9 protein-coding genes and 1 pseudogene are annotated in these 12,231 nt (G+C 72.1%); 8 read left to right on the top strand and 2 right to left on the bottom strand.

What is annotated here, in order from left to right; genetic code table 11:
* The first annotated feature begins 65 nt into the window (after positions 1-65).
* Positions 66-224, top strand: coding sequence for a hypothetical protein (locus JOB34_RS07130; RefSeq protein WP_179480988.1), 159 nt, complete (start codon positions 66-68; stop codon positions 222-224).
* Positions 225-399: 175 nt separating this feature from the next.
* Here JOB34_RS07130 and JOB34_RS07125 read toward each other — a convergent pair whose 3' ends face one another.
* On the bottom strand, positions 400-1,770 hold the full coding sequence (locus JOB34_RS07125; RefSeq protein ID WP_347813763.1) for a glycosyltransferase family 4 protein: 1,371 nt from the start codon (positions 1,768-1,770) through the stop codon (positions 400-402).
* A gap of 147 nt (positions 1,771-1,917) precedes the next feature.
* Between JOB34_RS07125 and JOB34_RS07120 the strand changes: the two genes are divergently transcribed.
* From JOB34_RS07120 to JOB34_RS18070, 3 genes are read left to right on the top strand one after another with little or no spacing between them, the layout of a single operon-like run.
* Complete coding sequence (locus tag JOB34_RS07120; RefSeq protein ID WP_208052028.1) at positions 1,918-2,802, top strand: class I SAM-dependent methyltransferase; 885 nt, start codon at positions 1,918-1,920, stop codon at positions 2,800-2,802.
* Entirely contained in the window at positions 2,799-3,515 is a 717-nt protein-coding gene (locus JOB34_RS07115; protein WP_208052027.1) for a methyltransferase domain-containing protein, read from the top strand. The genes JOB34_RS07120 and JOB34_RS07115 overlap by 4 nt, the downstream gene beginning before the upstream one ends.
* Complete coding sequence (locus JOB34_RS18070) at positions 3,482-7,192, top strand: alpha-(1->3)-arabinofuranosyltransferase family protein (protein ID WP_208052026.1); 3,711 nt, start codon at positions 3,482-3,484, stop codon at positions 7,190-7,192. Before JOB34_RS07115 ends, JOB34_RS18070 begins: the two co-directional genes overlap by 34 nt.
* Positions 7,193-7,208: 16 nt before the next feature.
* Here the strand turns inward: JOB34_RS18070 and JOB34_RS17445 are convergent.
* Positions 7,209-8,210, bottom strand: a pseudogene (locus JOB34_RS17445) (acyltransferase family protein); the annotation flags it as partial.
* A 157-nt stretch (positions 8,211-8,367) separates the two neighbouring features.
* Between JOB34_RS17445 and JOB34_RS07105 the strand changes: the two are divergent.
* The 4 genes from JOB34_RS07105 to JOB34_RS07090 all read left to right on the top strand — a co-directional run bounded on the left by JOB34_RS07105 (position 8,368) and on the right by JOB34_RS07090 (position 12,207).
* Positions 8,368-9,450, top strand: coding sequence for a GHMP kinase (locus tag JOB34_RS07105; protein WP_208052025.1), 1,083 nt, complete (start codon positions 8,368-8,370; stop codon positions 9,448-9,450).
* The gene (locus JOB34_RS07100) at positions 9,432-10,088 is read left to right on the top strand and encodes an SIS domain-containing protein (RefSeq protein ID WP_179480978.1); all 657 of its coding nucleotides are present in this window, start codon (positions 9,432-9,434) and stop codon (positions 10,086-10,088) included. The genes JOB34_RS07105 and JOB34_RS07100 overlap by 19 nt, the downstream gene beginning before the upstream one ends.
* A gap of 101 nt (positions 10,089-10,189) precedes the next feature.
* Complete coding sequence (locus tag JOB34_RS07095; RefSeq protein WP_208052024.1) at positions 10,190-11,200, top strand: DUF3068 domain-containing protein; 1,011 nt, start codon at positions 10,190-10,192, stop codon at positions 11,198-11,200.
* 8 nt (positions 11,201-11,208) lie between these two features.
* Positions 11,209-12,207 (top strand): UDP-glucuronic acid decarboxylase family protein, encoded by a 999-nt coding sequence (locus JOB34_RS07090; RefSeq protein WP_208052023.1) that lies wholly within the window; start codon positions 11,209-11,211, stop codon positions 12,205-12,207.
* Positions 12,208-12,231: the final 24 nt, after the last annotated feature.

Here is a 12,231-nt window from a genome sequence, read left to right as displayed (position 1 = left end):
ATGTGCCCAGACTTCCTGCAGGGCACGGGTGCAGGGCCGAGACGTCAGAAGGAATGACTCACGACATGGACGCTACGAACAAGAAGCTCGCCTACAACATCGGCGGCGGTCTGCTCGGCGTGATCCTGGCGTTGCTCGCCATCTTCGGGCTCGTCGCGCAGCAGAATTCGGTCACCCAGCCGCAGAAGTACAGCCCGCAGATCAGCTACGACAGCTCCAACTGACGCGCGCCACCTTCACTTCTCGAAAGCGGCCGATCCCTTCGGGGGTCGGCCGCTTTCCGTATGCCGGGTATCGCGCACCGCTCGACCGTGACACAGGTAGCGCCGAGGGACACAGGACGACCTGTGGCTCCCGGGTTTACCTGCGCCATGGTGGGCGCGGGAGGGGGTAGGTCGTCTAGCGGTGCAGCGCGGCCGGCTCGTCGACGGCATCCGCCGTCTGCGTGCCGGCATCGTCGACCGTGCCGTGGTCCTCGACGATGTCGTTCACGTGCTGCACGTCCTGCGCGTCCAGGGCGGCCGGCACGCCCGGCGCGATCACCGGGACGGGCACCGGCCCGTGCACCTGCTGCAGATCGACCGATCCCGGCCCCAGGGTGGCGGGCTGGTCGGGGCGGGCGCGGTGGCCGAGCACCGAGTGCAGGGTGTGCTCGAGACGTTCGGCGGCCGACCACCAGCTGAAGCTGTGCGCGTGGTCGCGAGCCGCGGCACCGAGCTGGCCGCGCAGGCCCTCGTCCTGCAGGATCAGGCGGGCCTGAGCGCGCATGTCGGCGTAGTCCTTGGACAGCAGACCGGTCAGTCCGTGCAGGATCGACTCGCTGGGACCGCCCGCCTCGGCGAAGGCGACGCTGGGGGTGGCGTGCAGGCCGGCCTCGACGATGATCAGCCCCCACCCCTCCTTGTGCGAGGGCACCAGCATGAGCCAGGACTGCGCGAGCAGGGTGTGCTTGGTCGATTCCTCCACGAAGCCGTGGAAGTGGACCCGGTCGGCCACGCCCCGTTGCGCCGCGTGTTCACGCAGCTGCGGCTCCCAGTAGCCCGAGCCGACGATGTCCAGGGTCAGCGTGGGCAGCACGTCGCTCAGGTCGGCGACGACGTCGATCGCCAGCTCCACCTGCTTGTGCGGCACCAGACGGCCGAGCACCGTCATCGAGGGCTCGCTCGAGCGTGCCACCGAGCGGTAGGACTCCAGATCGGCCGGGTGGTCGTTGCCGGAGTAGACGAGGTCGACCCGCTGGGGATCGATGCCGAGCGACGCGAGGTCGGCGCGGGTGGCTTGGGAGACGGTGACGTACCGCGAGCGGCGGTAGACGCGGGGCGCGACCTTGCTCTCCAGGAACCATCCGACCGCTGCGATCGGCCGGGGGAAGAGCGAGCGCCACTGGTCCCGATGGACGTGATGGGTGATGTTCACGACCGGGTTCCGGGCGAGTAGCGGCGCCCAGAACGGCACCCCGTTCTGCACGTCGAGGACCACGTCGTAGTCGCCGCGGTGCCGGGCGGCGTACAGCATGCCCCGCGGGTAGCAGGTGAAGCGGCCGCCGCGGCGTACGACGTCCACGTCGCCGTGCCGATCGACGGCGCGGGCACCCGGGAAGCGGCTGGTGAAGATGGTGACGCGGTGGCCGCGTTCGGTGAGGATCTGTGCGGTGCGCTCGGTGAAGGTCTCCGCGCCGCCCGCCTCCGGGTTCTCCCGATCACGCCACGAGAGGTAGAGAATGCGCATCGGCACGTTGCTGGCCGATGTCGTGTCAGCGTCGCCGCTCACGTGCACTCCTCCTGGTGTCCGTCGCCGCGGACCGTCCGGTCGATCCCGGTCCTCGTGCGCCATGCCGTACGCCGGGTCCTGCACGCACCGACGGATAGGGTAACGCCGAAGTTACTCCTAGGTAGAACGAAAGGGATACCAGTCGAGATGACCGCCACGGGTGTCGCCGCGATCCGCGAGGACTGCGAGATCTGCCGCGCCCGGTTGCGCCCGCGCGCACTGCGTGGCGGCGGGGCGCTCGCCCGGTGCGAGCGATGCGGCCATCTGCTGCGCGATCTTCGCGACTCACCCGCCGCGCATCGGGACCTGGCCTACGGCGGTGAGCCCACCCTCGACCGGATCCGGCTGGACCTGACCTACCGGGCGATGCTGCGCGCCGTGCCGGGCGACGCGCCGCGGTCGGTGTTCGAGGTCGGCTACGGCAGCGGGTCGATGCTGCGGCGGTTCCTCGACGGCGGCGCCACGATCGCGGGGGCCGACCCCGACCAGCTGCGGATCGGCGTGGACCCGCTCGTCGTGGCGCAGGGCAGGTTGTCCGGGGGGAGTGTGGAGGATGTGCTGCGCGACGGCGCGGACCCGGTCGATCTGGTCTACGGGATCCACGTGCTCGAACACGTCCTGGACCCGGTCGCGACGCTGGCCGTGGCGTTCGACCTCGTGCGGCCCGGGGGAGTCGTGCAGTTCCTCACGCCGGCGGGCGACAGCGACGGAGTGCGCCTCTACGGATCGGCGTGGTGGATGCTCGAGGACCCCACCCACGTGCGGTTCTTCACGGCGGACAGCCTCGCGCGCGCCGCGACCGACGCGGGCTTCGTCGATGTCGTGGTCCGCCGGCCGGTGCTCGACAGCCTCACGACGGACGCCGCCAGCGCCGTACGCCGCTGGCGTCCCGCTCCCCGTCCACGCGGCGTGCTGGCCTCCCGCAGCGTGATCGCCGCCGGGCTCGCCTCCGCACCGCTGGTGCTGGCGGCCCGAGCGGTGCGGCCCACCATGCGCCCCACCCTGCACCTGATCGCCCGGCGGCCCCGATGAGCGCGCAGCGTCGCGGCCTCGCGCGGTCCGCCCGGCTCTTCCACGCGTTCACCCTCGAGCAGACTCGGCCCGAGGTGTTCTACGGCGCGCTGGCGGCCGACTCGATCGAGATGCTGCAGGAGTTGACCGACCTGCGGGGTGCCTCGGTGCTGGACGTCGGCGCCGGGCCGGCCGAGTTCGCCAGCGCGTTCCGCGCCGCGGGCGCGCGCTACGTGCCGGTCGACCACGACCCGGCGGTGCCGTCGGTCCGTGACGGCGGGCTCGTCGCGACCGCCGCGGCGCTTCCGGTGGCCGACCGCAGCGTCGACCTGGTCTTCAGCAGCAACCTGTGGGAGCACGTGGAGCACCCCGAGCAGGTCGCCGACGAACTGGTCCGCGTCGTGCGCCCGGGCGGACTGGTATTCCTCTCCTACACCAACTGGCTCTCGCCCTGGGGCGGGCACGAGACGTCGCCCTGGCACTGGCTGGGCGGCGACCGCGCGGCGCGGCGCTACACCCGCAAGCACGGTCACCCGCCGAAGAACACGGTCGACCGGACGCTCTACCGAATCAGCGTGGCGCAGGGTCTGCGCTGGGCGCAGGCGCAACCCGAGGTCGAGGTGCTGGTCGCCCGCCCGCGGTACCTGCCCGACGTGGCGCGGCACCTGCTGAGGGTGCCGGGGTTGCGTGAGCTGCTGACGTGGAACCTGCTGCTCGTGCTGCGCCGACGGTGATGTCCGGCGACGCGCAGACCCTCCGCGTCGTGGACCGGGTCACTCACCACCGGCCGGCCGGCAGCGCGCCGGATCGGGCGCGCGTCGTCCGCGTCCTGGCGGTCCTGGCGATGGCCCTGCTGCCGTGGCTCGTCGCGCCGGGCGAGGTGCAGCCGGACACCAAGATCGACCTCACGATCTCCCCGTGGACCTACCTGGCGCGTTCGGTCGACGCGTGGAACGGGCATGCGGGCCTTGGAGAGCTGCAGAACCAGGCCTACGGCTACCTCTTCCCGATGGGCCCCGTCTTCGGCATCGGCCACTCCCTGGGTCTGCCGGCGTGGGCGTGCCAGCGGGTCTGGTGGATGATCCTGCTGCTGGTCGCGTTCCTCGGCGCGCAGCGACTGGTGCGCGAGCTGCGGCTGGCCGGACCGTCCGTCGCGCTGCTCGCGGCCGCGGCGTACGCGCTCTGCCCCCGCGTCCTGACCCTCCTGGCCGAGAACTCCAGCGAGGCGTGGCCGATGGCGGTGGCACCGTGGCTGGTGCTGGCCGCCCGGCCCCTTCTGCGCGCCGAGCTCGACCGGCGGGGCGTGCTGCGGTCGGTCGCGGCCAGCGGGTTGCTGGCCGCCGCCCTCGGCGGGGTCAACGCCGCCGCGTCCGGGCTGATGCTGGTCATCCCGTTCCTGTTCCTGCTGACCCACCCGCAGGGTCGTCGCCGCATCGGGTGGTGGGTGCTCGGCGTCCTGGCCGGCGCGTTGTGGTGGCTGCTGCCGCTGCTCGTCCTCGGCGGATATGGCTACCCGTTCCTGGACTTCATCGAGACGGCCTCGATGACCACGGCGGTCACCTCCACGCCGAACGTGCTGCGCGGGAACTCCGACTGGATCGCCTACATCCTGGACTCGGCCGGACACCCGACCTGGCAGTCGGGGTGGACGAGCGCGCAGTCGCTGGTGTCGATCGTGGCGACCAGCGCCGTGGCGGGCATCGGGCTCGTCGGGGTCGCCCGGCTGCGCTCCCACCTCGGCCGGTTCGCGCTGCTGAGCGTCCTCGTCGGCACGGTGTTCATGACGATCGGGCACCACGGCGTCGTCGGCAGCCCGGTGGCGGGACAGGCGCGTGCCCTGCTGGACGGATCGCTGGCGCCGTTGCGCAACGTGCACAAGGCCGACGCGCTGATCCGGCTGCCGGTGGTGCTGGGCCTCGCCGTGGTGCTGGACCGGCTGCGCCGTTCCCGCGAGGTGGCCGCACGTCTCACCGCCGTCGCCCTCGTCGTCCTCGTCGCGGCGGCCATGACCCCGATCTGGCAGGGCCGGCTCGCCGACTCCGGCGGCTACCGCGCCGTCCCGGCGTCCTGGTCGGTGATGGCGCACCGCATCGATGCCGCGGCCGAACGGGCCGGCGGCAGCACGCTGCTCTTCCCCAACGCGCGCACCGCGACGTACGACTGGGGCACCACCAGCGATGACCCGATGAGTGCGCTCGCGGCCTCCCCGCTGGTGTTCCGGGCCGCGGCACCGCTGGGGGAGCCGGGCGCCACCCGGATGCTCGACACCGCCGACCAGCTCGCGTCGTCCGGGGAGGTGCAGCCAGGTCTCGCGGCGGGCCTGGCCCGGATGGGCATCGCGCGCATCATGGTGCGGCACTCGATCGCCTCCACCGTCGGCGCGCAGCCGTGGTCCCTGGTGGAAGCGACGCTGCGCCGGTCGCCGGGATTCGCGTACGCCGGGTCCGCCGGCATCGGCACCGACCGCCTGACGCTCTGGACGGTGAGCGGGTCGCACACCGTCGCGGCGTACGCACGGGACGACGACCTGCGGGTGGTCGGCGGCCCGGAATCGATCTTCGACCTGGCGACCGTCGGCGCGCTCGCACCGGACCAGGGGGCCCAGATCGTGGGGGGCACGACGGCCGTGGGGGCGACCGTGCCGAACGTTGTGACCGACTCGCTGCGGTGGCGCTCGTACAACAACGGGGTGTCCGCCGTCGACGGTTACAGCCCGACGCTGATCCGCGCCGACCGGACACCGGACCACATCGGCGCTCGGGACCTGCCGCCCGGCGGTGACCCCGCGAACCAGCCGGTCCGTGAGCTGATCGGGATGTCCTCGTGGTCGGCATCGTCCTCGGGCGCGGACCCGACCGCCCGGACGTACGCCGGACCGGGCGCCGGCATCGCCGCGGCCTTCGACGACGACCCGGACACCGCCTGGCGCACCGGCGACCACGAGTCGGACGCGAGTCTGTCCTTCACCCCGACCTCGCGAACGCCGCTGCGTGAGGTCGACGTCGACCTCGCCTCCGGGCCGGGGCTGGACCGGGTCGGCTCCGTGCGCCTGTCGGTCGGAGCGGTGCACGGCGCGACGGTGCGGGTGGCACGCGGTCAGACCGCGCTGCGCCTGCGACTGCCACGCGCCGCCACCGGCGCCGTGCGCATCGACCTGAAGGTCGCCGGCGCCGCCACCGACCCGGTCATCGGTCTGACGCGGGTGTCCGTGCCCGGGCAGCAGCTCGGCAGCATCATCTCGCTGCCGGGTCGGGTCGACCCGACGCGGACGTCGGTCCTGCTGCGGCGCGACCCGCGGGAGCACAGCACCGCCGCGACCCAGGGGGAGGACCCGGCGACGCTGCGTCGCAGGGTCACGTTCTCGCGGTCCGGTCGGGTCGTGCCGAGCGTCTGGGTCCGCTCCACCGCGAGCGGCGCCGGTGCACTGCAGCTCGCGTGCGGCCGGGCGGGCGTGCTGCACATCGGCACGTCATCGGTGCCGCTGCGCCTCACGGCCTCCGCGGCGCAGGTCGCGCAGGCCGGACTCCTTCGCGCGCAGCCGTGCGCGACGTCGGCGGCGGTGGCCGTCGGACCGCAGACCGTGTCCATCCAGCCCGGCGACGGGGTGCGCGCGGAGCTGGTCTACCTGCGGCGGGACTCATCTGCAGGGGTCGACGCCGGCGCGTCCATCCCTGCCCGGGCCTACGGTGCGCTGCGATCCGGGGACGGCACCGTCCGGATCGGTGGGGGAGGCGCGCGGGTGGTGGCGCTGACCGAGGGCTACAACCGTGGATGGCACGCCTCGCTCGGCGGCCGCTCGCTGCCCGCGGTGCGGGTGGACGGCTGGCGGCAGGGATTCGTGGTGCCGGCCGGCGCGGCGGCGACCCTGCACGTGACGTTCGGGCCCACGCGCTGGCAGCGGGCCGGACTGATCGTCGGCGCGCTGGCGGTTCTGGCGCTGGCCGTGCTTGCGGTGGGCAGCCGCCGACGCGGGCGGCGGGCCGTGGCCGACGCACCCGACGTGACGGGCCCGCCGTACGACGGCGCGGCACCCGGCGCGACGCGCGTCGCCGTGATGGCCGTGGTGCTGTCGGTCGGGGTCGGGGTGCTGATGAGCGGGCTCGCCGGCGTCGTCGTCGGGGCGCTGTGTCTGCTGGTGCCGCGGCGGCTGGTCGGGTGGGGGATCGGCGGGTCGATGGCGGTCGCCGGGGTCCTGCTCGCCTCGCTCGGTGTGGTCGACCAGCGGTCGGCCGGGGCGATCCTCGGTCAGCTGGCCGGCACGGTCACGGCGTGCCTGCTGGCGCGGTGTCTTGCCGGGGTGCGGACCGGGTGCGGCGGTGGGCCAGCGCCAGCACCGGCCGCTCCACCAGGCCCACCGACACCCGCGCCACCACGATCGTCAGCGCCGTCACCGCGACCAGCGTCGTCGTGAACGCGCCGGTGAACAGGGCCCTGGACGTCACGAGGTAGACCACCTGCAGAGCGAGTACGTGCCACAGGAAGACGGGGTAGGACGCGTCGCCCAGCCAGCGTGCGGCGGGCGATCCCGCCGCCGCCCGCGCCACGGTGCCGCGCACCGGGCTGGTCGCCGCCAGCACCAGCAGCGCGGCGATGCCCGTGTAGAGCAGCTCCTTGACGACGGCCTGCGCCGGAGTCGGCGCGTGGAGGTCGACCGGTCCGGCGAGGGGAGTCGCGGCGAGCAGGAAGAGCAGGGCGGCCCCGAGGACGACGACGCCCGGGTTGGTCCGCGCGAAGTCCAGCCAGCGACGTACCGGGCCCGCCAGCGCGGACGGCCCCGTCTCGGTGAGCACGGCGAGCGCGGCGCCCGCGGCGAACCACCCCGCGTGGCCCAGCACCGACGTGGCGAGCACTCCCGCGCCCGAGTGCGGATCGACGCCGGTCCACGCGGCCGAGGCGCCCTGGGCGCACAACCCCGCGAGCAGGGTCGCGCCGAGCACCGCCCATACCCGCCGGGGGCGGCGGGCCAGCCGTCCGAGCACGGTGCCGATCACGGGCACCAGCACATAGAAGGTCACCTCCGTGGTGAGGCTCCAGGTCTGCGAGAACGACTGGTAGGTGTGGCCGAAGTACCCCTGCAGCAGCAGCACGTGCAACACGACGTCCTGCGGCGATCCGACGCCCCCGGTGCGCACCGGGGCAAGGGCCGCGACGAGGAGGACGGCGGCCAGCGCGACCCAGTAGGCGGGCAGGATGCGGGCGGCCCGGCGTACGGCGTACCGGCGCAGATCCGGGGTCGATCCGCCCGTGAGCCCGGCACGCAGGAACGGGCGCAGCAGCAGGAACGCCGAGATCGCGAAGAAGACCGCGACGCCCGCGTCACCGCGTGCCAGCAGTGGCCCGGAGACGTCCAGGTGGTCGGCGCCTGTCCAGAAGGCGACGTGCGTCAGCACGACCAGGGCGGCCGCCAGCGCACGCAGCAGGTCGAGCATCCGGAAGCGCTGCACCTGGTGTGACCCCCATTACTCTCCAGTAGTCTGCTCGGGCGTCCGCGGTGGGCGGCCTCGTCGTGCGGGGTATCGCCACCCCGTCGCGCACCCGCCCGCACCCGGTGCGGGCGGACACCACGCCCGAGGAGGCTAACCGCCGATGACAGTCGAGGGGATCGTCCCCACCGATCCGTCGGTGCTCGACGCGACCCGGCCGGTGCTGAGGGCCCGCGCGCCCCTGCGGATCTCGTTCGCCGGCGGCGGCACGGACGTCTCGCCGTTCCCCGAGCGCGAGGGCGGCGCCGTCCTGTCCGCGACGATCTCCAGCTTCGCGTACGCAACGCTGCGACCGCGCCGGGACGGCCGGATCACCGTGCAGTCGCTGGACTTCGGCACCTCGATCGGCTTCGACGTCGACGACCCTGTGGAGTACGACGGCGAGCTGGACCTGCCCAAGGCCGCGATCGCCCGCATCCGCGACATGGGCGGCGCGATGCCCACCGGCGGTTTCGACCTCTTCCTGCACACCCAGGCGCCCCCCGGGTCCGGCCTGGGATCCTCCAGCGCGGTCATGGTCGCCGTCATCGACCTGGTCGCCCAGCACTGCGGTGTCGACCTCACGCCGTACGAGATCGCCGAGCTGGCCTACCGCCTCGAGCGCGAAGACCTCGCCATCCCGGGCGGATCGCAGGATCAGTACGCCGCGTCGTTCGGCGGGTTCAACTACATCGAGTTCCGGCCCGACCAGGTGATCGTCAACCCGTTGCGGGTGCGGGACGCCACGGTGCACGAGCTGGAGCACAACATGCTGCTGGCGTTCACCGGGCGCACCCGGGTCAGCGACCACATCATCGCCGACCAGCGCAGCCGCTACGAGACGGGCAACGCGGACGCGCTCGAGGGCCTGCGGGCACAGAAGGAGTTGGCGGAGCTGATGAAGGTCGCGCTCGTGCGCGGCGAGGTCGACCATTTCGGGCGGCTGCTCGGCCAGGCCTGGGCCGAGAAGCGCAAGATGTCGTCGCGGATCAGCACCCCGCTCATCGACGACGCGGTCACGGCCGCATTGGGGTGCGGGGCGCTCGGCGGCAAGGTCACCGGCGCCGGCGGCGGCGGCCACCTCATCTTCGTGTGCGAGTTCGAGCGCAAACACGTCGTCGCGGACACCCTCCTCGAGATGGGCCTGTCCCTCTCGGAGATCACCTTCAGCAAGGACGGCGTGACCACATGGAGAGGCCAGCACTGATGGACGTGTCTCATCCCCTGCACGAGGCGAGCGAGGGCGACGTGCGCGCGGCGGTGCACCGCCGTCTCGGCGAGGGTGCCGACGCCTGGGCGGCGCTGGCCGTCGCTCTGCGGGAGCCGACGCTCGAGGGGGAGGTGCAGGCGGCGGGTACGGCGCTCGTGCAGGCCCTCGTCGCCGGAGGCACGCTGCTCGTGGCCGGCAACGGCGGCAGCGCCGCGATCGCCAGCCACGTCGCCGCGGAGTTCATCGGCAAGTGCATCCACGACCGCGAACCCCTGCCGGCGGTGAACCTCGCCGAATCGTTGTCATCGGTCACCGCCGTCGGCAACGACTACGGCTTCGACCAGATCTTCCGCCGCGGCGTCGCGGCCCTGGGTCGGCGCGGTGACGTGCTGCTCGCAATGAGCACCAGTGGCACCAGCCCGAACGTGCTGCAGGCGCTGCTCCTGGCGCGCGAGCGTGGCCTGCTCACGGTGGCCCTGACCGGCGCCAAGGGGGAGGGCCTGCGCGGCGCGGCGGACCACGTGCTCGTCGTACCTTCCGCGGACACCCCGCGCATCCAGGAGGTGCACATGCTGTGGACCCACGCTTGGTGCGAGGCGGTCGATGTGCTCGCGAATCCCGAGTCGGCACACTGAGTCACAGGTGTGCGCCGCGCGGCTGTGGGACGTGTGACACACCTCGCATTTTTCCTGCTACTCTCCGGTAAGTTTTGTCAGCCCCTGCCACGGAGGTCCTCGTGCGGAAGTCCGCCATCGTCATCGGTTTCGGAGCCTTTTTCCTGACCTTGGCGCTGCTCTTGCAGTTCTATGCGTTCGACAAATTGACCGTGATCCCGGCCGACACGAACACGCAGCAGGTCCTCTCCGACAACAACGCCAAGTTCTTCGACGCGGACACCCTGTCCTTCAAGCAGGGGACCGTGACCACCCGGCAGACGGTCGTGGCCGACAAGAAGGCCTCCGACGCGGAGGGCAAGAACTCCATCGTGCTGGACATCAACCAGTCGACGGACAACAACAACCAGGCGCCCCCGATCGACGCGTTCACCTCGCACTTCGCGCTGAACCGGCACACCGGCAAGGTCATCGACTGCTGCAACGACAACATGAACGGCAAGCCGGTCCAGCACCAGGGCTACACGGTGAAGTTCCCATTCGGCGCCGGCAAGGGCAGCTACCCCTACTGGGACAACACCCTGCAGAAGCCGATGACGATGACGTACGCCGGCACCGACAAGATCCGCGGCCTCTCGGTCTACCGCTACCACGGCGTGGTGCCCCAGACGACGTACACCAAGCAGGCCATCCCCGGCTTCGTCTTCGGCGGTGCCAAGGACAGCCCCGGCGTGAACGCGGACCGTGCCTACGCCAACGACCGCACCATCTGGGTCGAGCCGCAGACCGGCGCCTTCATCAAGGTGGAGGAGAAGGAGGTCGTGACGCTCACCGACCCCGCCAACGGCAAGTCGGTCAAGGGCATCGACACCGACCAGGTCATGAACGACGCCACGGTCAAGGCGAACGTCGATGAGTACAAGGGCAAGGCCAGCCAGCTGAAGCTGCTGAAGCTCATGCCGTGGGTCCTCGGCGTCCTGGGCCTCATCCTGCTGGTCGTCGGCATCGTGCTGCTGCTGATCGGCGGCCGCGGTGACCGGGCGGAACGCGCGGACGACACGGAGGTCGACAACGACAACCGACGCGGCGCTCGGCACGCCGAGGGCGACGGCGACGACTACGCGAGGGCCTGATCGCACTGATGCGGGCTGTCGTCACCGGTGGGGCCGGTTTCCTCGGATCTCACCTGTGTGAGGCGCTGTTGGCGGACGGAGCGGAGGTCGTCGCGGTCGACAACCTCTGCACCGGACGCGCGGCGAACGTCGAGCACCTGCACGCGACGGGGCGGTTCACCCTGCTGGAGCGTGACGTCAGCCATGGGTTCGAGGTCGACGGGCCGGTCGACCTGGTGCTGCACTTCGCCAGCCCGGCATCGCCGATCGACTACCTCCGGATGCCGATCGAGACACTCCTGGTCGGATCGCACGGCACCCAGCACGCCCTCGAACTGGCCCGAGACAAGTCGGCCCGGTTCGTGCTCGCGTCGACCTCCGAGGTGTACGGCGACCCGCTGGTCCACCCCCAGCGCGAGGACTACTGGGGGCATGTCAACCCGGTCGGTCCGCGCGGCGTCTACGACGAGGCCAAGCGTTTCGGCGAGGCGCTCACCCTCGCCTACCGGCAGACCCACGGCGTCGACACCGGCATCGTGCGCATCTTCAACACCTTCGGTCCGCGCATGCGGCCCGACGACGGGCGCGCGATTCCCAACTTCGTGCGCCAGTCGCTGGCCGGCGAGCCGGTGACCGTCTCAGGCGACGGGTTGCAGACCCGCTCGATCTGCTACGTCGACGACCTCGTCGCGGGCATCCTGGCGATGGCCCGCAGCGATCACTCGGGGCCGATCAACATCGGCAACCCGCACGAGATCTCGATGGTCGATCTGGCCAACTGGGTCGTGAAGCTGGCCGAATCCGACTCCCCGGTCGTGCACATCGCGCGTCCGGTCGACGACCCCACGGTGCGCCGCCCGGACACGAGCCTGGCGCAGGAGATCCTGCACTGGTCGCCGAAGGTGCCCATCGAGGACGCACTGCAACTGACGATCGCGTGGTTCCGCGCACACGCCACCACCACGCCACCGCTGTCGGCCGAGGCCACCCAGGAGATCCTCGCCGGGCCGGATCACCCGACCGCCTGACGTCCCACGGCGCGGGTAACAGGC

The sequence above is a fragment of the Allobranchiibius sp. GilTou38 genome, from assembly GCF_017565325.1.
Lineage (GTDB): Bacteria > Actinomycetota > Actinomycetes > Actinomycetales > Dermatophilaceae > Allobranchiibius > Allobranchiibius huperziae.
The sequence above is the reverse complement of the archived record's forward strand: the minus strand, read 5'-3'. Positions and strand labels throughout refer to the sequence as shown.